Origin of the sequence: Bacillus methanolicus (assembly GCF_028888695.1) — a bacterium.
Classification (GTDB): Bacteria; Bacillota; Bacilli; order Bacillales; family Cytobacillaceae; genus Bacillus_Z; species Bacillus_Z methanolicus_B.
The window spans coordinates 948,410-971,299 of record NZ_PNFF01000002.1; the positions used below are offsets into that span (position 1 = coordinate 948,410).

Genomic DNA, 22,890 nt, shown 5'->3' on the forward strand with positions numbered 1-22,890 from the left:
GTCTTGAGTAAAAATAGGCTTGAACTAACATGGATTGGAAAAGATGAAAAATTAAATTTGGAACCGAGAATCTTGATAGAGGATCGTGAATATTCATATCATGCAGAAAAAAAATATAGTGAAGATGAAATATTTGATAATAGATTAATTTTTGGTGATAATCTCCTTGCATTGAAGGCACTTGAGGAAGAGTTTACAAATAAAATTAAGTGTATTTATATTGATCCTCCGTATAATACAGGAAATGCTTTTGAGCATTACGATGATGGATTAGAACATTCTATTTGGTTAAATATGATGAAACCAAGATTAAATATATTAAGGACCTTATTGAAAGATGATGGTGCAATATTTATTCAAATAAATGATGAAGAAATGGCTTATTTAAAAGTATTATGTGATGAAATATTTGGAAGACGAAATTTTATTACAAGTATATGTGTTAAAATGTCCCATCTAAGTGGTGTTAAAATGAGTCACATAGATAAGAAACCACCAAAAATAAAGGAATTTATTTTAATTTACGCTAAAGATAAAGAAAAGGTTAGATTTAATCCTATTTACGAAAAAGATGACTGGTTTAATGTTTTTGATCGTTATAAAAGTTTCTTAGTGAAGGATGAGAGTGATCCAGATGATATATCTAAATGGAAGGTGATTCCACTAAGAGAAGCTGCTATTAATAATAACATTAATCCAAATAATAAAGAAGAATATGAAGAATTTTGTATTAATAATGCAGACCGTATATTTAGGACTGCTCGAAATCGTAGTAAACAGTTTGAAGAATTACCTAATGATGATGTTTTTCGTGAAATTGTTACCCCAAGTGGAATGAAAAAATTAGTTTATAAAAAAGAAGAAGTATTATTTTGTATCGATAAAATGAAAGAAATTGATGGGAAACTTTCACCAGTTAAGCCATTGGGGGATATTTGGCTTGATATTGGAATTAATAATTTGCATAATGAAGGATCTGTAGATTTTAGAAATGGAAAAAAACCAGAAAAATTGATTAGGCGTATAATCGAAATGGTAACAGATAAGGGAGATTGGGTATTAGATTCATTTGCCGGTTCAGGTACAACAGGTGCTGTAGCTCATAAATTGAGAAGAAAATGGATAATGATTGAATTAGGTGAACATTGCTATACACATATAATTCCTCGGTTAAAAAATGTTATAGATGGTAGTGATCAAGCTGGTATTAGTTCTGCTGTAGGCTGGAAAGGAGGAGGAGGATTTAGATTTTATAAGTTAGCTCCTAGTCTTTTGGAAAAAGATAAGTATGGTAATTGGGTTATTAGCAAACAATATAATGCTGAAATGTTGTCAGAGGCTATGTGTAAACTTGAGGGATTTAAATATAACCCGGATAAAAGCGTTTATTGGAAGCATGGTCAGTCAACAGAAAATGATTATATCTATGTAACAACTCAATTTGTTAATCAGCAGTTAGCAGCAGATATTGCTGATCAAATGAAAGAAGATGAAACATTATTAATTTGCTGTAAAGCATTTAATGTAAACCAAGAAGACTTTCCAAATATTACATTTAAAAAAATACCTCAGTCTGTATTAAAAAAATGTGAATTTGGTAGGGATGATTATAGCTTGAACGTTCAAAATCTTCCTATGATGGAAAAGGAACCAGAGCAGATGGAATTGTTTGATGAGGGGGATGTGGAATGAATCGATTTGTAAATCAGATCTCAAGTCGTCTTAGCCTAAGAGACCCGCAAAGGGAATCTTTGGAAATATTAGCTGAAGTAGTAGAAAACATCTCCCTAGAAAAAAACACAACAAGTGAGCAACTTCAGCAAAAACTAAATGTTATTAAAAATCTTTTTCCTAGCGTTGAAGATTTTGAAAGGGATTTTCCTTCTATTTGTTTTGCACTTGCTACAGGTGTTGGTAAGACAAGATTAATGGGGGCCTTTATTTCATATTTATATCTGACGAAGGGCATCAAAAACTTTTTTGTTTTAGCACCAAATTTGACTATCTATGAAAAACTAATTCAAGACTTTACTCCGAATACAAAAAAATATGTATTTAAAGGAATTTCACAATTTGCTACAAATGAACCTTTAATAATTACTGGAGAAAACTATGAAGAAAGTGCATTGCTACTACTTGATCCAGATCGTGTAAAGATAAATATTTTTAACATTGCAAAAATCAATGCTGAAGTAAGAGGTGGAAAATCCCCTCGGATTAAAAGATTAAGTGAGTATATTGGAGAAAGTTATTTCAAATATTTATCTTCATTACCTGATTTAGTCTTATTAATGGATGAATCACATCGTTATCGGGCTTCTGCAGGAGTTAAAGTGTTAAATGAATTGAATCCAGTTTTAGGGTTAGAACTAACGGCAACACCACAAGTTGAAAAAGGGCAGAGATCCATTCCATTTAAAAATGTGATTTATAGTTTTCCATTATATATGGCAATGGAAAAGGGTTATGTTAAAGAGCCAACTGTTGCTACTCGTGAAAACTTTGATCTATCTAATTATTCTGATGAGGATTCATTAGAACTCATTAAACTTAATGACGGTATATTGGTACATGAAGAAACAAAAGTTGAACTTGAAGTATATGCAAGGGAGAATAACAAACCCATTGTAAAACCATTCATTCTAATCGTTGCTCAAGATACAGAACATGCTGAAAAATTATTGAATATCATTAAAAGTGATGATTTCTTCAATGGAAAATATAAAGATAAAGTAATTACTGTTCATTCAAAACAATCAGGTGAAGAAAAAGACGAAACGATTCAAGAACTGCTTGCATTAGAGGATCCAAACTCTAATATTGAAATTGTAATCCATGTTAACAAGTTAAAAGAGGGTTGGGATGTTACAAACTTATATACAATTATCCCATTAAGGGCTGCTAATTCAAAAACTTTGGTTGAACAATCCATTGGCCGTGGACTTCGTTTGCCATATGGAAAACGAACAGGAGTTAAAGCGGTTGATAGATTAACAATTATCGCTCACGATCGATTCCAAGAAATTATTGATGAAGCCAATAATCCAAATTCTGTTATTCGTAAAGGTGTTTACATTGGTAAAGATGTTGCGAAATCACAAAAGAAGGTTGTTTCTGTTGAATCTAATGTGAAACAAAGTATTATTCAAAAAATCGCCGGAGATGACTTAAGTAAAGAAGATGATAGTGCTAAGCAAAGGGTAGAAATTAAAAGAAATATTGCAGAAACAACACTCAGGACAATTCAAAAGTTAACTGAAATTCCATCTAATACTCATTTAACAAAACCGGAGATAAAACAAAAAATTATTAAAGAGGTAAACTCTACATACCCTGTAGGTCAGATAGAATTTGTTTTTGAAGATCAATCAAATATAGTTGAAGAAATTGTTGATACTGTCACTGAATACATTGTTGAGAAAACGATAGACATTCCAAAAATCATTCTTCAACCAAAAAACGAAATTACTTGGGGATTTGAAGATTTTGATTTAAAAGTTTCAAATATTAATTTACAACCAGTTACTCAAGATATTCTATTACAGGAACTTAGAACTAGACAAAGAGATACGTTGCATTTCAAAGTGGAGATTAATGAAGATGAACCATTAGAGAACTATATTATATCTAGATTAATTGATTTTGATGATATTTCATACGAAGAGCATGCTAATTTGCTTTATAAATTAGTAGGTCAATTAATTGACCATCTAAGATCGTACTTAAAAGATGACAATGATGTGAGAAATGTTTTGTTATATAATCAACAACTATTAGCAAATAACATACATGCACAAATGTTAGAGCATTATGTGGAATCAAAAGTCGAGTATGATGTTCATGTGAGAAGTGATTTCGAAGTACTTAAAACAAATACTTTTTCTGTAGATATTGATGAAGAGGTTAGAGATTTCCGAATTCCTGTGGAAAATCCTTCAGCAATAAAGGGAATGAGTTTTGGTGGGTTTAGTCGCTGTCTATATCCAATTCAAAAATTTGATGCAGAAAATGAGCGTCGATTTGCCGTTATTTGTGAACAAGATCCAAAGGTGAAGATTTGGTTTAAACCAGCTTTAAATCAACTAAAAATCTATTACAATCAAAAGCAATCATACAACCCGGACTTTATAGTAGAAACTGATGTAAAAAAATACCTTGTTGAATTAAAAGCTGCAAACAAAATTGATGGTGATAAGGAAGTAGAAGCGAAAAAAGCTGCCGCAATTGAATGGTGTAAATATGCAACTAATCATGAATTACAAAATGGTGGCAAGGAATGGGTTTATCTATTGATACCACATAATGATGTTAATGAGAATATGACAATAGCTGGGTTAGAAGCAAGATATTCTAGAAATAATAGTATAAAATACTATCGGCATGATTGATGAGATCAATAGAAATGCGGAAGAAATTGCTGGGGCATGAATTAAAATTAGAAAACAACAATGATTCAGAGACACCTTGAATATATTCAAGGTGTCTTCTGTTTTAAGGAGGGTAATCAATGGAGACTGAGATTTTCAGAAAGGAAATTAATAAACGCTGAAAATAAGATATTATATTAAATAAGGGGGGGATAGGATTGAGCAATGCAGAATATGAATACGGATACATTCAAAAATTGTTTATAAAGTTTTGCTTTATCTTTAAAAATATTAATCTCGAAATAGATGTGCCGTCCGATTATTCCGAAACGGTGCAACTATACTTGCCAAAAGAATTAAATGAAGAAAGAACACAAATTGGTTCCATTCAATACGGAGGTATTAAGTATCCGATAATGGATAATGATTCCATCCATCTTAAATATGTTGAAATAAGACTGAAAGGAGAATTTTTAAGAACGATCGGCAAATATAATGAAATATATAATTTACTAAAAGAAAATGATGCAAACGATTGGATAAAGTATAAGTTTACATATTGCAAAGAGGATATTATTCTGGCAAGAAAACTTGCGAATATCATTTCTAGAGGTCTTGAAAGAGAATTTGGAAAAAAATATTTAACAATTGGAATTGATAAAAAGATACTAGAATTACCTAGACAAAGGCCAAAATACACTTTTTCATATAATCAAAGTGAAGCAGTAAAAATTATATCTGATATTTTAATAGAACAAGGTTATGATATATCCCGGTCATCAAAAAGCAATCCGACATATCATATAATCGTATCATCCAATGGGAAATCTGCCCGAATACTGGTTAGGAATCTTCAACATGATTCTGCTTATAAGGATTCTACTATCCCTTATCAGGTATATAAGATTGATGCTTTTGAAACGACTGATGAGCAGGAGATTGGAATAAAAGAAATTGACTTTGTTGTCGGATATAATTTTAAAGACAATGTATTTGCATGTTTAAGCATTGATGATTTTTTAGATAAACGAAGCAGAGTTGTACATGAGAAAGAAGGTTTGCGATCTGAGTTTTTTAATTCTTGGGATTTATTAAGCAATTATTTTAGTAATTATTAAAGCAAAGGAGAAGTCTGTATGGGAAATGGAAAAATTGATTCAGATAAAAAAGTACTACAAAAGATATTCTCACCTGATTTTTGGTTTTTAATTCCGGAATATCAACGGTCATATGTATGGCAAACTGAAAATATTGTTGATCTTATTGATGACTTATATTATGCATTTACTTATAAAAATGAAAATGAGTATTTTCTCGGTTCTCTTGTATTAAAAAGAACAGATAACCATGAATTTGCTGAATATGAAGTGTTAGATGGACAGCAGCGTCTTACTACATTTTTCCTGATGTTTGCCGTTTTAAGAGATTTACTAGACAATCCTTCATATAAAGCTAATCTGCAGTAAAAGATTTACCAAAAAGCAGATGAATTAGATATGATACTGGAAAGACAACGTATTACTTATCAAATTTGAGATGATGTTGAAAGTTTCATAAAGAAATATGTCATTAAAGAAAATGGCACTAGTTTAATTGAAGAGTTAAAAGCGGAACGGGAAAAGGATAATGTCTCGATTTCTAACATGGCAAATGCCATACTAGTTCTAAGGGAACAATTGCAGGATAAAGAAGATTTAGATGAGTTTGTCAAATTTTTATTTAACAAGGCATTACTTATCTATGTTTCCACAGATAATACTGAGGATGCATTCCGAATGTTTACAATTTTAAACGATCGAGGTATTCCATTAACAAGTGCTGACATTTTAAAATCAATGAATATTGGCCATTTGAGTAACGAAAAAGAAATTAAAAAGTATGCAAAATATTGGGAGGAAATCGAAGGGCGATTCGGGGAAGGGTTCGATCGCTTTTTAAACTTTGTCAGAACAATCATTGTTAAGGAAAAAGCAAGATCAAACTTACTGGATGAATTTGAAGAAAAAATTTATAAACTAGGTAAGCTAAAAAAGGGGCATGATACACTTGAGTTTATAAAACAATATGAAGAAGTGTATCAAAATGTCATAGAGTTGGAAGATACCGAGTTAAGCAATCAATTTAAAAACCTTATTACCATTATGAAAATTGGCCTTCGTTCAGAAGATTGGATTCCGCCGTTAATGTTTTATTATGCTAAATTCAAACACCACAAATTAGATGAGTTTTTAAGAAAATTGGAATTTAAATTTGTCGGCGATTGGGTTGTAGGGGTCAATCCGACTCCCCGTCTGGAAGCAATGAATGCAATACTAAAGGCCTTAGAAAAAGCAAATAATCCGGAGGAATTATTTGCGAATAAGGATATATTTGCTATTGATATAGATGAATTTAAAAGAAATATTAGCGGCAATATTTATAAAAAGCAATATGCAAAATACCTTTTATTGAAAATCGAATACTTAAAGAGTGATAATACCGTTCATTTATCTGGTTATAAGAATATAAGTGTAGAACATATACTACCTCAAAATCCTGACCCAAATAGTAAATGGGCAAAGGATTTCACGGAAGAAGAACATAAATATTGGGTAGATAAAATAGCCAATCTCGTCCTAATTAATAAGAGAAAAAATAGCTCTTTAAGCAATTTGGATTTTATTGAGAAAAAGAAGCGTTATTTAAGTGGACGTATTGATGTATTTCATGCAAATAAAGTATTTATAGACCAGAAAAATGAGTGGACCCCTAAAGTGCTTCAAGAAAGAGAAGATGAGATTGTTCAGATGTTAATCAAAAACTAGGCTTTACAAATGAAATGGCCATCGACAACCGATATTTCGGTAAAATAAGCAGTTTGAAAATTAGGTTTTCGGTAAAGTACTCATCGAGATATCTTTCGGTGGTTACTTTACCGAAAATTATTGTTGAGGAACTCTAGATATTAAGGGATATGTCCTGTTCTTAATTTTTGTTAAATGAGATAGCCGGTAATAAGCTCGCCAATGTAGGCATTTTTTTATTTTTGTTTAGGTAGAGAAAGGTGAGAGATCCAAAACGTATTTTAGCATTGGTAATTGCCCGGAATACTTCTTCTTTCAATTCCATTAATACATCTTGAATTTTCAAATGTTCTTCTAATGAAATAATTGGCTCGACATGATGGAGGACTTTATAACCGTACGAAGTCTTCATATGTGCCGCATAAAAAAAGATTTTCCAGATATTTCAATAATTCCTCGTATTTTTTGTTTTTTAAGGTCTTTTTGTATTTCATTAAGATGTTAAACAAATCATCTGCTTTAATGACTTCGGTCACTTGTGACCGTCAAGTGAAATATTACAATTTCCGATAATTAATTTTTTACACTTTTAATTAAATATAGAGGATCTATGTTTCATTCTATAACTATCTTCATTTAGGTGAATAATTTCAGCTTTATGAAGAATTCTATCTAAGATGGCAGTGGTAATCGCTGGATCACCTAATAATTCCCCCCATTCCTTTGGCGCTTTATTAGATGTTAGTATAATAGACGACTTATTATATAAATCGTTAATTAGGTGGAAGAATAAGTTAGCTTCATGTTGGTCCATGGCCATAAACATAAGATCATCTATAATAATCAAATCTGCACTTCGGATTCTTTTTATTTTTGTTTGAGATTTACGTGAAATTTCTTCTGTTTTCAATGTATGTATCAGCTCTCCCATTGTAATAAACATCACTTTATAGCCTTGATTTATAGCTACAAATCCTAAACCCACCGCCAAGTGGGTCTTTCCGACACCTGGCGGTCCAAGGAAAATGATGTTATACAATTGTTCAATCCATGTTAATTCCTTAAGTTGATTCAATTGCTTCCTGCTTAATGATTGTTGCTCCTCTAAATTAAATTCATCTATTGTTCTTTGAAACGGAAAATTTGCCCACTTTAGTCGCTTTTCTAACTGCTTTTCTTCCCTTCTTTTTTGCTCGTATTCTAAAATGCAATTAAGAAAAGTGAGATATGAGGAATCGTTCGTTTCGGCTTCTTTAACTAAAGTTGGCAAATAATGAGCCGTTTCCTTCAAACGAAGAGCTTTTAAAAGCTCTTGTGATTTTGATAATGAGTTCATTTTTGCCCCTCCAATACAGATATGTATTTATTCACATCACGTTTTTGCGTATTGATTTGGTTGATTTGATTTTTACGTTCCACAACTGGTATTACCACTTGTTCCTTATCCTTACTGCTGCTGTTTATTTGTTTTTGTTGTTGAAGGTACTGAGCCATATCGGTAAAGTCGGTTGCTGTATAAAGCTTTTTATTCATGCATTCCTCCAAAGCTTTATCCACTACGGACTGCTTTATTAATCGGATTTGCTTCAAAATAATTTGTAATTGGTCCCGTATATAACGAGGTTTCTTTTTTCGAATTTCTTGTAAATAGGATTTGGCAAGTTCAGAATTTGTGAAATAACGTGAGACCGTTTCAATATAAGCATCAATACCTTTTGTTCGGTCTCGTGTATGCTGACGATCTTGGATTAATTGTCCTTTGCCAGGGAATATTTTATGTTTAGCTATCAAAGGACCGTCTGCTTTTTCATAAATAAACAAGTATCCATCAGATTCAGTTATATAAACTTCTTTTTGTTTGTTATATGTCCCAAGAGGGACTGAATAACGATTTGATTGATATCGTATAGTGTTGTCTTTACGAACAGCCCTTGTTATACTGGAGTAAGGATTTAAGTTAGATAATTTGTTGAGGACTGGTCTTAAGTATTGCTTTTCTTTCTGAAATACTTCGACTGGTCTTTTTTTCGTTGTATTGTGTATTTTATAATTACCAGTGCGGTTCAGCCATTCCCAGCCCGCCTCATTCCATTCATCAATATTTGTGAATTCCCGATGTTTAGCAAAGTTATGTTTGATATATCCTACAACATTTTCAATTTTCCCTTTGCTTTCCGGATCAGCTTTACGGCAAACTCTCAATTTTAATTTTCTTTCTTGTCGATAGGATTCAAACTCCTTTGTTAATATGAGATCTCCACCATTTTCACTAACAAGTATTAATGAATCCTGGTCATAAACAATTTCACGAGGGATGCCCCCAAACCATTGAAATGCATTTTCGTGACAACGTATGACATCACGAGTAGTAAAAGGTCGATCTAACCATTCCATATATTTATATCGTGAATGGGAAAGTACAAACGCTATAAAATATAGTTTTACTTTTTTCTTCCCTCGCGTATATTGATGAGTCTCCCCAAAATCAACTTGGACTTGTTCTCCCATTTCTACTTCTGGAACAGCTTCATAAGATCTGGGGAGTGTTTCCTTTGTAATTCCGTAATGAATCCTCAGTTCACGAACATAGGACCTAACGGTACCTTCGGAAACTTCCAAACTTGAATATCTTTCCTTTAACCAATCTTCCACTTGGGCAGCTGACATGTCAGGATGCTCATTAAGCCAAGTTAATATTTGGCTTTTATAAGGATCTAACTTTTTAGATCTTGTATTAGTAGAGTCAATCCATTCAACCATCTCCTTAGGGTTTTGATTAAGATACCGGTACAGTGTGGGCCTGGAGATTCCTAACTTCTTAGCCACTTTAGCCTTACTGAACCCCAATTCCAATAATTGTCGTATCTCTACATACACTTCAAACTTGTCCACCTTTCAAATCCTCCATCACCGTTAATATCTCGACAATAAAAATACTAACAGCGATAGAAAACTATTTTAATAGTTTGAACATGAAATGTGTAAAATTTTATTTATCGGAAACTGTCAATTATATTTTATCGGTTACATCACTTCATAGAAAAATGATTTAAGGTCATTAACAACCTTTGGATTCGGTATATATTTTACGTCTTTTCTTTTCCCGACTCGATGATATCCAAAAATAGCAGAAGGAAACTGCTTCATCGTATCCGTTCTTCTGCCGGATATGTTTTGCCCCTCAACTTGTGAAAATATCCCATATAATGATTCAATCGAAAGTTTTGGAGAAAATGGCGGTTGCTTTGTTGATGTAAAAATCACTTTAATTCCGTATTTATAAAACTCTTTAACTAGTGCAACGTATTCATAAAAGTTTCGGGCTAAACGGTCTCGCCTATAATCAATGATGGTCTTGACCTTTTTATGCTGTATAAGAAATTGTAATTTTTGCAAATTGGGGCGATCCTCCATTGCTAATTTATTGGCGGAAACGTCCTCATCTTTTAACCAAATTACTTTTTCTTTTTCAATATGATTGTTATTGATATAAGCTTCAGTAAGCAGATTTTGTTTTTGTATGTCTTGTTGGGCCGTAACCGTAAAATAGTTCCCACCTATTAACCAAGATGACACTTTGAGATAATCTCTTCAAATCAATATTTGAGGAGCATTCCTGTAATGAAGAAATTTGAGGTTTGAAACAAAAAGAGCCCTCTTGGTATAGTACAGGGTGTCAATGCATTGACCCCGAATTAATAAGTTACCAAGGAGGACTCAATAATGAATTATACTCAAAATCGAAAAATCTCGCAAATCACACCATCAACATTAATAATCGGCATTGATATTGCCAAAGACAAACACGTGGCACGGGCACAAGACGATCGAGGAATTGAATTTGGAAAACGCTTGATCTTTGAAAATCGCATACATGGTTTCCAAATGCTTTTAGATTGGGTGAATCGACACCAAAAAGAAAATGATAAGAACCATGTGATTTTTGGGGTTGAACCAACCGGGCCCTACTGGTTAAATCTCGCTTATTTCCTTACCGCAAAGGGCTATGACTTTGTGCTAGTCAATCCGATGCATGTAAAGAAAAGCAAAGAGCTTGATGACAACTCTCCAACAAAAAACGATACAAAAGACGCCAGAGTGATTGCACAGCTGATTAAAGACGGCCGATACTCCGTACCAAATCTCTTAGACGGCATTTACGCGGAACTAAGAGAAGGCGTCAAAATAAGAGATCAGCTCACTCAACAGCTTGCCATCACAGAAGGACGTATTCAAAATTTGATTCAACGTTATTTTCCGGAGTTTTTCGATGTTTTCGGGGATTGGGAAGGAAAAGCAGCTCTTTGCACGCTAAAACTGTTTCCATTTCCTTCTCAAATTAAAGAAATGACACCTGAAGAGATTCTCTCAAAGTGGAAGCCATTTGTACAACGAGGAGTTGGAATGAAGCGAGCAACGAAACTAGTGGAAACGGCCAAAAAGAGCATTGGAATTCAAATCGGGATTCAGTTTGCCAAACGTGAAATGGAATATCTGATTGACCAATATGAGCTTTATCAAACGCAGTTGGAAGAGTTGGATCAGGAGCTAGAAGCTCTTGTAGAAACGATCCCAGGTGCTAAGCAAATGATGAATATTTCTGGGTTAGGTGTTACAACAGTCGCTCTATTCTTCGCTGAAGTGGGTGATCTCACAAAGTACAGTCACCCTCAGCAATTAGTTAATCTGGCAGGCCTTTCATTACGTGAGCATAGTTCTGGAAAATTTAAAGGACAAACCAGAATAACGAAACGGGGACGAAGCAGGCTGCGTAAAGCTCTGTACCTAGCGATTCGGCCACTCGTTGCCCATAATCCAACTTTTAAAGCTTTACATCAATACTATACAAAACGATCTGAAAGGCCTTTAAAAAAGCAACAGTCTCTCATCGCTTTGTGTTGTAAGCTATTACGTGTCTTATTTGTCATTGGTCAAAAACAGTGTGAATTTGATGGTTCAAAATTATTGCAAGGCTTGCCTCAAATTACATTACAAGTTGCTTAAACCGATTTATTAACCAATTTGTTAATCAAATTACTATCGAATACTTCAAGTATTTCTAAAGACAAACACCAATAGTGCCGAGTCGGAGTTTATTTTTACCATACGGGCTTATGACCCAGCTGAGGAGCTTATCCGACCTCCACCTCATGGATACGCAGGACGAAGGAATGTATGGATCCCAATCCGGTGATACATGGGAGGGTTAGCGACCGTGAGATGAGTGGAGATTTTGCGCACGGTCATAACTGTTATTACCAAACAATACCAGTTTGGTTGGTAGGATGGCCCCTCATCTGTAAGAAATTTAAATAAATTCAATTTATAACCATGATTTTCGGTGGATCAACTATTAGGTGTTAATGAAATTTAGAGAAAACGTGAGTATTCGGGAGAATTTTAAAGTATATAGAGGGAGGTTTTTTGATGTCTCGAGCAGAATTGCGAAAAGAATGGGAACTTCGGATTACTGAGTTTAGGGCAAGTGGACAGACCCAATCCAAATGGTGTGCTGACAATAATGTGAAGCTCCATCAATTAAAATATTGGCTTAAGAAAATTGAAAACACAAATCGGATCTCTACACCATCAACTAATTGGGTCTCAATCACAATGGATGAACAATATGCCGAATCAAAAGACACTTCATTATCCTTACAGATTAAAATAGGTCAAGCATCCATAGAGGTTAAACCAGGTTTCGACCCATCTTTCCTTGCGGAAGTCGTCAGGGCGTTAAGATCGCTATGTTAAACGAAACAATGATCGTGAATGTTTACCTCGCCCGAGGGAGTACAGATTTGCGCAAATCCATTGATGGATTGGCTGCGTTGGTGACAGAAGGGTTTGATCTAGACCCCTTTTCGCCTAGCTACTTTGTCTTTTGTAATCGTAATCGGGATAAACTGAAAATCCTTCATTGGGAGCACAATGGCTTTTGGCTCTATTATAGACGTTTAGAGCGCGGAAATTTTCAATGGCCAACGGAAGAAAGTGATGTACCGCTAAAATTAAGCCGCCGCCAGTTCCGTTGGTTACTTGATGGACTTCCACTTGAACAGCGCCAGGCTCATCCTGAAGTTACCGCGAGGACAGTCATATAAAATCATATTTTTTTTTATTTACACACCAATTTTTTAAAAGGGATTGATCAACATTTGTCGAATAGATAAAGTATGAAAAAGACAACGAAAACACCCACCCAACCAACTGAAAATCTTCAAAAACGATGTGAATCCCTTGAAAAGCAAGTCGCTGAACTGACTGTAAAACTAAAATGGTATGAGGAACAGTTTCGCCTCAGCCAAAAAAGACGATTCGGCTCTTCAAGTGAAAAAACACATTCCGATCAACTAGAGCTTTCGCTCTTTAATGAAGCAGAGGTAGAAGCAGCCTCCAATTTAGAGGAGCCTGCTTCAGAAACCATTACCTACCGTCGTCGTAAAAAACGTGGTCAACGTGAAACGATGCTAGAAGACCTGCCTACGGAAACGGTTGAATACCGCCTTTCCGCAGAAGATCAGGTCTGTTCGTGCTGCGGTGGATCTTTACATGAAATGAGCACGGAAGTGCGTCAAGAAATCAAAGTCATTCCAGCTGAAGTAAAAGTGGTTAAGCATGTCCGTTATGTCTACGCCTGTCGCCGTTGTGAACGTGAGGAGATCCATACACCGATTGTCACAGCGTCTATGCCGGCACCTGTCTATCCGGGCAGTTTAGCTTCTCCTTCAAGTATGGCGTATGTGATGAGTCAAAAATATGTGGAAGGGCTGCCTCTTTATCGCCAGGAAAAGCAGTTTGAGCGATTTGGGTTTACATTATCCCGGCAGACGATGGCGAACTGGATGATCTATGGCGCAGATCAGTGGTTACGTTTAATTTATGATCGGATGAAGGATCATTTACTTAAACAGGAGATTCTCCATGCGGATGAAACCACTTTGCAGGTGCTCCATGAACCAGGTCGAAAGGCAACATCCACTTCTTATATGTGGCTTTATCGCACTGGAAGAGAAGGTCCGCCGATTACTCTTTATAATTACCAACAGACACGGGGAAAGGAACAACCTCGCAAGTTTCTGAATGGTTTCAAGGGCTACCTTCATGTGGATGGCTACTCTGGTTATCAAGGGATGCCTCATGTAACCCTAGTAGGTTGCTGGGCGCATGCAAGGCGTAAGTTTGATGAGGCCTTAAAGGTTTTGCCGGCTTCAAAACAATCCGCTTCGGTAGCTGCCAAGGAAGGGCTCAATTTCTGTAACCAACTTTTTGCGATTGAGCGCGACTTAAAGGATTCAACTCCTGAAGAACGCCATAAAAGTCGTTTGGAACGCAGCCGGCCAGTGTTGGATGCTTTTTCAGCATGGCTAAAAACGCAAAGGTCAAAAGTCCTCCCAAAAAGCGCCCTTGGCCAGGCAATCCAATATTGCCTGAACCAATGGGATAAATTAGTGGGCTTTTTAAAAGATGGTCGGTTAGAAATCGATAATAACCGTAGCGAACGTTCAATCAAACCATTTGTAATTGGCCGCAAAAATTGGTTGTTTGCCAACACCACACGGGGCGCTCAAGCCAGTGCAACGATTTACAGTATTATTGAGACAGCTAAAGAGAATGACTTAAATCCATTTACCTATCTCACCTATCTTTTTGAGAAACTACCAAACATGGATACCCAAGATAAAGAGGCCTTGGATCAATTAATGCCTTGGTCATCAACGATCCCATTAGTTTGTCGAGTGTTTAAAAAGAATACTTAAATCATAACTAAATCCCCATCTACTTATAGGTGGGGATTATTTGACGCTTACGTTGGGCCGAACTCACTCTACTATATACAGCTATAAAATCATCTTGAATTTTATGAGGTTCAAAATATTGGGATGGTTGCATATGTTCTACTCCTTTTCAACAACATCTTTACTTTCCGTAAGCAGGAATCCCTTCATGGTAGGTTTTAAATCAAGTTGATCAATTAAAATTTTTTCAATCAGCCTTTTGTAACCGCCAAGTAGAAATGAACACTTTCTTACCTAAAAATGCTGAATAAGATTGAACACTTTTTTCCAGTAGAGACGTGCACTTTATTTGGAGAGGCGGGCATGATAGCCTTTGTCGGCTGAGCCAGATTCATTGATATATCAGGCTTCCTGGCTAATAATCTTGCCCGCAGAGGCTCCAAGTAAAGTGACAAAATGCCAGCACTAACTTCCAGTAAAGTGTTCACTACTAATTAGCAAAATGTGTTCAAAGTTATCAGGCGGTTACACCTTTTCATAAAATAGTAAGATTCCTCTTGTAAGTCTTCACTAAACGAGACTTTTACTATGTAAGCGTAAAATAATCCCCACCTTTTAATGATAGGGATTAAATACTATTATTGTGATAAGTTATTAAAAACCCGACAATTCAAAGGAATTGTTTTGGACCAAGGAAGTAGTTGATCAAGCTCATCCATATTGCTTATATCCATATTGGGAAGCCTTTCAAATAAGTAGCGAAGATAATAAAATGGATTTAATTTATTCTCTTTTGCTGTCTCCACAATACTGTAAATGATTGAGCTGGCCTTAGCTCCTTTCGGAGTATTGCTAAAAATCCAGTTCTTCCTTCCGATCACAAATGGTTTAATGGATCGTTCACTTCGATTATTATCGATTTCTAAACGTCCATCCTCTAAAAATGCCACGAGTTTTTCCCATTGGTTGAGGCAGTATGTAATGGCTTGACCTAATAGACTCTTTGGTAAAACATTGCTTTTCTCTGTTTTTAGCCATGCTGAAAAAGCCTCCAACAATGGTTGGCTGTGTTTAAGTCGTTTTTTATATCGTTCTTCTGGTGTACATTCTTTCAAATCACGCTCGATGGCAAATAGCTGATTACAGAAATTGAGTCCTTCCCGAGCTGTGACTGCTGAATGACGTTTGGATTCAGGAAGTACGTTTAAAGCCTCATCGAACTTTCTGCGGGCATGAGCCCAACATCCAACTAATGTTACGCCGGATACCTTATGGTATCCTGCATATCCATCGACATGCAGGTATCCTTTAAACCCTTTTAGGAATTCTTTGGCATGTTCTCCTGCTCTAGTTTCCTGATAGTCATAAAGGACAAGTGGTGGATCCTCTCTTCCAGTCCGATAAAGCCACATGTAAGATTTCGATGTACTTGACCTTCCAGGTTCATGTAAAACCTGAACAGTTGTTTCATCCGCATGTAGAATGTCTTTAGAGAGGAGATGCTCTTTCATTCGTTGATAAATTGGCGCAAGCCATTTTTCGGCACCATAAAGCATCCAATTGGCCATGGTTTGCCTGGATAAGATCACACCTAATCGTTTGAACTGTTGTTCTTGGCGATATAGAGGTAGCCCCTCTACATATTTTTGATTCATAATATATGCCATGCTTGACGGTGAAGCTAAACTTTTTGGATACACAGATTTTGGGGCAGGTGCTGTAACGATTGGTGTCTCTATTTCATTACGCTCACAATGACGGCATCCATAGACATATCGAACGTGTTTTAAAACTTTGACTTGAGCCGGAATAATCACTAATTCTTGTCGTACTTCTGTGCTCATTTCGTGTGTTTTTTCACCGCAACACGAACAGACCTGCTCTTCTTCGGGTAAACGATATTCAATCGTTTCCATAGGCAGGTTTTCAAACGTAGCTTGACGTTGACCACGTTTCTTTTTACGACGATATGTAATTGTTTCAACAGTTGGCTCTTCGGCTTTTACATTAGACTCTACCTCTGCTTCATTGAATAAAGGTAGTTCTAATTGATTAGGATTTGTTTTTTCGCTTGAAGAGCCAAATTTTCGTTTTTGACTAAGACGATACTGTTCTTCATACCATTGTAATTTCGCCGTCAATTCAACGATTTGCTGTTGAAGTTTTTCAATTAATTCAAATGGGTTTTGGGTAGGATTCTTTAAATTTTTCATCATGTAGTAATAATTCGACGGTTTTAGCTATTTTCCTCCAAGGTTTTTGTTAAAAGTAAAAAATTCATATAACTGTTCTAGCCTTTACTTCTGGGTGTGCTTTCTTTTGCTTCATTGCAAGACCATCCAATAACCAGCGTAATTGCCGATAACTAATTTGTATCGTTCCAGTGTCATTTTCATTTGGCCATTGAAATTTTCCTTTTTCCAATCGACGATAATAAAGCCAAAAACCATTATAGTCCCAGTGAAGAATTTTTAATTTATCTCGCTTTCGATTACAGAACACAAAATAGCTTGATGAAAAGGGATCTAAATCAAATCCCTCTTTCACCAAAGCAGCTAATCCATCAATGGATTTTCTCAAATCAGTACTTCCTTTTGCCAAGTAAACTCGTTCAGCTCTTGTACCAACTAACATGTTGATTTCAACGTCCTAACCACTTCTGAAAGAAAGGCCGGATCGAAACCAGGTTTTACTTCAATTGAAATCCCACTAATTTCAATCCGTAATGAATTTTCAACTGTTTGTGAATGATCTTCTAGGGTAACGGATGCCCATTTTGTAGACTTTCCTTGATTTTTTATTGGATTTTCAATTTTTCTTAACCAGTATTTAAACTGGTGAATACTCCATTGATTTTCCTTGCACCAGTTTACTTGAGTTTGACCGCTTTTACGATAGTCAGCGATTCGTTGTTCCCAAACCTTTCGTAATTCAGGATTCTTAGGCATAAAAAAACCCCCTTCAATTTCATCTTGAGGAGATTATCTCATGAAATTAGCACATCAAGAAGGTGTGCAAGATTTGACGCTTACTTTACTATATCTTTTCGAGATATGAACTTCCCTCCCGTCAAATACCGCTTTTTATAAGGATTGACGGGAGAAAAAGGTTTTAAACTATTCAGAGTGTTTAACCAAATTTAAAGCCATTTGCATTTGATAAACATATTCGTAATTCACTTGGTTGAATGTTTCAATGAACACTTTTGTCTCAATGGGAACTCCTAAATCCTTGAGGAGATAAAGCAAGTTTGACATTTTTATCAGGAGCCTCCTTTCCATAGAATAAAATAAATCGTTCAATGATCTGTTTTGAAACTTCAACTTTTTCACAGTTTTCTAAAATTCTGTTGAGCCAGTGGTTTTAAACTTCATGCTTGTCTATAAATCATCCCTCCAGTATAAAAGACCGCAGCACATGGTTATCTTCGTAAGATAACATCATGTAACCGCGGCCCTCGCATATTATGGTTACTTCTATTTAAATTGAACTAATAGGTTAATCAGAAATCATTATAGCTTCTGAATTCGTCATTTTTAGAGGGAATGAAAAATTTTTTTGAAATAGAAAAAGAAGAAATGCAGCATGGCATTTCTTCCCTGACAGACCTACAAGTTGCAATAACATTAATATTTTATCTATGATTTAGTATTTTTAAACGGATTGATTAAAAAAATTTTAAAATTTCACTTTGTATTATAAAATATTAATAGATTTAAACTAGTACCACTCTGTAAAATATCCTGCAAATTTCTATATAAAACAACAAGAGAAGCAGAAGTCTATTCTAATTTTTAACTTCTGTTTTTTTTATTATGTATAACATTTCTTGGGAATTAAAAAGATATAAAGTTGATTGGGGTAAAGCGTATGTTATTGAAAGAGGTAAGAATAAAAAATTTTAGAAGTATAAGAGAAGTTAAGGTACCAATAGCAAAGAATACAATATTAATAGGTGAAAATAATTCGGGAAAGACTGCTTTTTTAGATGCAATCAGGTTAGCATTAGGGAAATCTAATAGAAAATTTTCCCCATTTAGTGAGTATGACTATTTTCTAAATGATGATAACAACAATCCACATTCATCTGAAGGAATAACAATAGAATTTATATTTAGAGAAGAAAAACCAAACCAATGGCCTGAAAAAATATCTCAAATTTTAGGAGAGATAGTTCAACCTATGATATGGGAGGAAGATGAAGAAGAATCGATTAACCAAATTTGGTTGAGAATAACCTCCAAATATGATGAATCTCAAAAAGATTTTATTATTGAAAATAATTTTCTAAATGTAAATGGGGTACCACTAACCAGTAGATCATCAGCTAATAAATATCGTGATTTTTTACAGTTTACGCCGGTATTTTATTTACAGGCTTTACGTGATATAAATGATACATTTAGTACCAGTTCTCCTTTTTGGGGGAGATTTTTAAAACAAATTAATATCCCTAAAGAGAAAATGGAAGAAATCCAAACTAGTCTGTCAAAAATTAATCAAGATATTATATCCAGTGATAGTAATTTAGATGAAATGATTAAGGCGCTAGAAAGTATCAATAGAGTACTATCTCTAAATAATAAAGAAGTGGTTTCTATAAATGCATTACCTTTAAAAACTTGGGATATTCTTTCTAAAGCACAAGTTGTAATGAAAGGTAAGGGAAGCAATATAAATTTTCCGTTAGAAAAACATGGTCAAGGTACTCAGAGTCTTGCGACGTTATTTTTATTTCAAGCATATATTGATGTATTATTAAAAACTAATTATGCGGATGAAACTGAAGCTATCTTGACTTTAGAAGAACCAGAAGCTCATTTGCATCCTCAAGCGATTCGTTCACTAGCATCGAAGATTAATAGTATATCATGCCAAAAAATTATTTCTACTCATTCACCTTACTTTATTCAAAATATGGATTTAATGGATTTAAGACTGTTTAGAAAAAAAGGAACAGAAACAGTTATTCATTATTTAAAAGATAGAGTTGATGTAGTAGTAGAAGCTAAAGATAGTTTACTCAGGTTTATTAAGGCAAAAGGTGGAAAATTTAAATTTAATGAAATGAAAAATGTGTTAACAACATTTGAACCAATTAATGAGCAGGAAGCTAAGGGACTAAAAGGAATGTTTAGGGATACTGAATATTTTAATCAAATCGAAAAATTTATCGAAGAATCTCAGTTAATATTAACCCATGATGAAAAGAATAACCTTTTTACTTTTGTACAAAGAACTCGTGGAGAACTCTTTTTTGCTAGAGGATGGTTGCTTGCTGAGGGACAAACGGAGTATATAGTACTGCAATATTTTTCAGAAGTTTTAGGTATACCATTAGATGATTTTGGTATTAGTATTATAGATTACCAAAATAATGGTTCCCCGGGTGCTTTTATTAAGTTAGCAAAAATTCTAGGATTTCCTTGGTATTTACTAACAGATAATGATGATCAAGGAGAAAGTACCATTTCTCAAATTAAAAAAATCGGATATAAGCAAGAAGAGATAGATGATTTTGTATCTATTCTTCCTCAAAAGGATTTTGAAACGTTTTTAACATATAATGGGTTTCATAATGAATACAAGATAATTGCTACAGAAAGAGGTTATACTATAAAAGAAGATCAGATGGGACTTATAGATAAAGATGAACTAGCCACAATTATAAAAAAAGATAAAGTTGGAAATGCAAATCGGCTAGTAGAACTCTTAAAGGGAAAAAATATGACCCAAGAAAGAGTGCCTTTTCTAATAAAAAATTTAATAGAAAGGTGTGTAAGCAGTTCAAATGAATGATACCTTTGAATTTGAGTTGTCCACATTAACTGATTTACAGAAACAGGCTGTAAATTGGAATGAAGGACCACTAGTTGTAATAGCGGGTCCGGGGTCAGGGAAAACAAGAGTTTTAACCTATAGAATTGCAAGATTACTTAAAGATTCAATAAACGATAATTTCAGAATTTTAGGTCTAACTTTTACAAATAAAGCTGCCGATGAAATGAGAAATAGAATAAATAAATTAATCCCAGATTCAAACAGCAGACTATATATTGGAACATTCCATAGTTTTTGTGCAGATGTTCTCAGAAATCATGGTTCTAATATTAGTATAAATCCAGATTTTACAATTTATTCTGATTCAAAGGATTTAAATGAAATAATTAAAGATGTAAGAACAGAGTTGGAGAAAAAGGGTGAAATAGGTTCGATTGGAGTATCTAATCTTTTACCAGTAATACAATATCTTCAAAAAAATTTAATTGAACCTGATGAATCTTTAAGTGGTATGATAAAAAATGCTGACCTTAGAAGTGCAATTGAAAAAATATATGCAGGTTATATAAAAAGATTAAAGGAAATAAATGTATTAGATTTTGAATCATTAATTTTTCAAACATATTTGTTATTTAAAAAGTATCCATTTATTGCAAACCATTATCGAAAAATGTATCCATATATATGTATTGATGAATTTCAAGATACAAATTTTGCACAATATCAGATGATTAAACAGTTAACCAAAAACAAACATAGAAATATTTTTATTGTTGCTGATGATGATCAATTAATTTATCAATGGAATGGTGCAAGTAATAAAAGAATATATGAATTTAAAAATGATTATGGAGCAGATATAATCCAGTTACCTGATAATTTCCGTTGTCCTCCAGAAGTAGTAAATTTGGCTAATAATCTTATTGCTCATAATAAAGGAAGATTAAATTATAAAGAACCAATTCGAGCAATGAAAAAAATAGAAAATGATTCTAGTTCTATTCGTTTCAAGAGTTTTAATTCATTTGAAGAAGAAACTGAGTGGATTGTTGAAGATATACAAAAAAGAATAAATAATAATGACGGTTCTTCCTATTCCGTTATTGCAAGGTCAAATAAATTACTATTCAAAGTGTATGAAGCATTAAAAGATAGAGGGATTTCAACGGTTATATCTAAGAGGAAGAATGAGTTTGAAAGTCCTCCAATATCATGGATGCATAGTTTGCTTCGATTAGCAAACAAAAGAAACGATGAAAAATATTTAGATCAAGTAGTTAGTTCTTTTGAAACTTTCACGAATCAAAAAATTGATAAAGATGAGGTAATAGCTTGGAGCGAATCTAGGGACGGAGATTATTTAAAAGGATATTATAATTTGATGTCAACATTTAAATTTGATGATAATTATTTAACGTCATTAAATCTGAATTTAATTGAAGGAAGAAATTTTATTAAATTTATTGAGGATAGTCTTCAATGGTTAAATACAGATATATTTATTGAGCAGTTTGATATGGAACAAAAGCAGTTATTTTTAGATGAAGTAGAAGTTTGGAAACAATTAATGACAAGTTTTTATTATAAATATGGATTTAATGACGTATCATTAAGTACATTTTTACAAGAGCTGGATTTATCTTCAAAACAAATTGAGCCAAGTGAGAACACTATACAATGTATGACAATCCATTCAGCAAAAGGGAAAGAGTTTGATCATGTTTATGTCTTAGGGCTGGTAGAAGATGAGCTACCCTCATATGCTAGTAAGAAAAAAGGTGATCATAGTATTGAAATGGAGGAAGAAAGGCGGAATTGCTTTGTAGGAATAACTCGTACTATTTCTACACTTACATTAACTTATTCACATAGATATAATGGTTGGGAAAAACAACCATCACGTTTTTTATATGAAATGGGACTTTTAAAATAGATCAAGATAATCTCAAAAGAAGTCTTTATTAATTAAGGCAAACACTGCTACATCAATATATCTGCGATTACCATTCAAGTCATGTTGAGTGTTGTGCGTTGCTAAAATTACCTTAAGTTAAATAGAAGCAGATGGTAACGAGAGTCTATAAAAGATCCTCGCAGTACCGTCTGCTTTTATTTCAATCCGTTCAAAAAGTCAATGCAATAAATCAGGAGTAAAAGTATAAACAAACTATCAAACTTTTTTCGTCACTTCTAATAAAGGTGATACTGTTTAGGAATGAC

At 34.0% G+C, this 22,890-nt stretch carries 19 protein-coding genes; 11 read left to right on the top strand and 8 right to left on the bottom strand.

Going from position 1 to position 22,890, the window contains the following annotated elements:
- Nucleotides 1-3 precede the first annotated feature (3 nt).
- The 5 genes from C0966_RS16405 (at nucleotide 4) to C0966_RS16425 (ending at nucleotide 7,171) form a co-directional block, all read left to right on the top strand.
- On the top strand, nucleotides 4-1,692 hold the full coding sequence (locus C0966_RS16405) for a site-specific DNA-methyltransferase (protein WP_274856730.1): 1,689 nt from the start codon (nucleotides 4-6) through the stop codon (nucleotides 1,690-1,692).
- Nucleotides 1,689-4,388: a DEAD/DEAH box helicase family protein gene (locus tag C0966_RS16410; protein ID WP_274856731.1), complete on the top strand. Its 2,700-nt coding sequence runs from the start codon at nucleotides 1,689-1,691 to the stop codon at nucleotides 4,386-4,388. Before C0966_RS16405 ends, C0966_RS16410 begins: the two co-directional genes overlap by 4 nt.
- 197 nt (nucleotides 4,389-4,585) lie before the next feature.
- Nucleotides 4,586-5,485, top strand: coding sequence for a group I intron-associated PD-(D/E)XK endonuclease (locus C0966_RS16415; protein WP_274856732.1), 900 nt, complete (start codon nucleotides 4,586-4,588; stop codon nucleotides 5,483-5,485).
- Between the two features lie 18 nt (nucleotides 5,486-5,503).
- Entirely contained in the window at nucleotides 5,504-5,833 is a 330-nt protein-coding gene (locus C0966_RS16420; protein WP_274856733.1) for a DUF262 domain-containing protein, read from the top strand.
- Between the two features lie 210 nt (nucleotides 5,834-6,043).
- Complete coding sequence (locus C0966_RS16425) at nucleotides 6,044-7,171, top strand: HNH endonuclease family protein (protein ID WP_342456745.1); 1,128 nt, start codon at nucleotides 6,044-6,046, stop codon at nucleotides 7,169-7,171.
- Between the two features lie 160 nt (nucleotides 7,172-7,331).
- On the opposite strand, the gene C0966_RS16430 is transcribed toward C0966_RS16425, so the two are convergent.
- The 4 genes from C0966_RS16430 to C0966_RS16445 form a co-directional block, all read right to left on the bottom strand.
- Complete coding sequence (locus tag C0966_RS16430) at nucleotides 7,332-7,562, bottom strand: hypothetical protein (RefSeq protein ID WP_274856734.1); 231 nt, start codon at nucleotides 7,560-7,562, stop codon at nucleotides 7,332-7,334.
- A gap of 177 nt (nucleotides 7,563-7,739) precedes the next feature.
- Nucleotides 7,740-8,486, bottom strand: a complete 747-nt coding sequence (istB, locus tag C0966_RS16435) for an IS21-like element helper ATPase IstB (protein ID WP_274853113.1) — start codon at nucleotides 8,484-8,486, stop codon at nucleotides 7,740-7,742.
- A complete protein-coding gene (istA, locus tag C0966_RS16440) occupies nucleotides 8,483-10,042 on the bottom strand; it encodes an IS21 family transposase (RefSeq protein ID WP_274853114.1) in 1,560 nt (519 codons plus the stop codon). Before istA ends, istB begins: the two co-directional genes overlap by 4 nt.
- Before the next feature lie 132 nt (nucleotides 10,043-10,174).
- A complete protein-coding gene (locus C0966_RS16445) occupies nucleotides 10,175-10,726 on the bottom strand; it encodes a recombinase family protein (RefSeq protein ID WP_274856735.1) in 552 nt (183 codons plus the stop codon).
- Between the two features lie 147 nt (nucleotides 10,727-10,873).
- Between C0966_RS16445 and C0966_RS16450 the strand changes: the two genes are divergently transcribed.
- The 4 genes from C0966_RS16450 (at nucleotide 10,874) to tnpC (C0966_RS16465) (ending at nucleotide 14,910) form a co-directional block, all read left to right on the top strand.
- A complete protein-coding gene (locus tag C0966_RS16450; RefSeq protein WP_274854009.1) occupies nucleotides 10,874-12,154 on the top strand; it encodes an IS110 family transposase in 1,281 nt (426 codons plus the stop codon).
- Between the two features lie 423 nt (nucleotides 12,155-12,577).
- Nucleotides 12,578-12,904 carry an IS66 family insertion sequence element accessory protein TnpA gene (gene tnpA, locus C0966_RS16455; RefSeq protein ID WP_274856736.1) on the top strand — a complete coding sequence of 109 codons (327 nt, stop codon included), beginning with the start codon at nucleotides 12,578-12,580 and terminating at the stop codon, nucleotides 12,902-12,904.
- On the top strand, nucleotides 12,898-13,254 hold the full coding sequence (tnpB, locus tag C0966_RS16460) for an IS66 family insertion sequence element accessory protein TnpB (protein WP_274856737.1): 357 nt from the start codon (nucleotides 12,898-12,900) through the stop codon (nucleotides 13,252-13,254). Before tnpA (C0966_RS16455) ends, tnpB (C0966_RS16460) begins: the two co-directional genes overlap by 7 nt.
- Before the next feature lie 72 nt (nucleotides 13,255-13,326).
- On the top strand, nucleotides 13,327-14,910 hold the full coding sequence (tnpC, locus tag C0966_RS16465) for an IS66 family transposase (RefSeq protein WP_274856738.1): 1,584 nt from the start codon (nucleotides 13,327-13,329) through the stop codon (nucleotides 14,908-14,910).
- A gap of 617 nt (nucleotides 14,911-15,527) precedes the next feature.
- On the opposite strand, the gene tnpC (C0966_RS16470) is transcribed toward tnpC (C0966_RS16465), so the two are convergent.
- The 4 genes from tnpC (C0966_RS16470) to C0966_RS16485 all read right to left on the bottom strand — a co-directional run bounded on the left by tnpC (C0966_RS16470) (nucleotide 15,528) and on the right by C0966_RS16485 (nucleotide 18,146).
- Nucleotides 15,528-17,105: an IS66 family transposase gene (tnpC, locus tag C0966_RS16470; protein WP_274856739.1), complete on the bottom strand. Its 1,578-nt coding sequence runs from the start codon at nucleotides 17,103-17,105 to the stop codon at nucleotides 15,528-15,530.
- 61 nt (nucleotides 17,106-17,166) lie between these two features.
- Entirely contained in the window at nucleotides 17,167-17,523 is a 357-nt protein-coding gene (gene tnpB, locus C0966_RS16475; RefSeq protein ID WP_274856740.1) for an IS66 family insertion sequence element accessory protein TnpB, read from the bottom strand.
- On the bottom strand, nucleotides 17,517-17,837 hold the full coding sequence (gene tnpA, locus C0966_RS16480) for an IS66 family insertion sequence element accessory protein TnpA (protein WP_003352856.1): 321 nt from the start codon (nucleotides 17,835-17,837) through the stop codon (nucleotides 17,517-17,519). The genes tnpB (C0966_RS16475) and tnpA (C0966_RS16480) overlap by 7 nt, the downstream gene beginning before the upstream one ends.
- Before the next feature lie 168 nt (nucleotides 17,838-18,005).
- Nucleotides 18,006-18,146, bottom strand: a complete 141-nt coding sequence (locus tag C0966_RS16485) for a hypothetical protein (protein ID WP_274856741.1) — start codon at nucleotides 18,144-18,146, stop codon at nucleotides 18,006-18,008.
- Between the two features lie 613 nt (nucleotides 18,147-18,759).
- Between C0966_RS16485 and C0966_RS16490 the strand changes: the two genes are divergently transcribed.
- Nucleotides 18,760-20,688 (top strand): ATP-dependent nuclease, encoded by a 1,929-nt coding sequence (locus C0966_RS16490; protein ID WP_274856742.1) that lies wholly within the window; start codon nucleotides 18,760-18,762, stop codon nucleotides 20,686-20,688.
- On the top strand, nucleotides 20,681-22,603 hold the full coding sequence (locus tag C0966_RS16495) for an ATP-dependent helicase (protein WP_274856743.1): 1,923 nt from the start codon (nucleotides 20,681-20,683) through the stop codon (nucleotides 22,601-22,603). The genes C0966_RS16490 and C0966_RS16495 overlap by 8 nt, the downstream gene beginning before the upstream one ends.
- Nucleotides 22,604-22,890 lie beyond the last annotated feature (287 nt).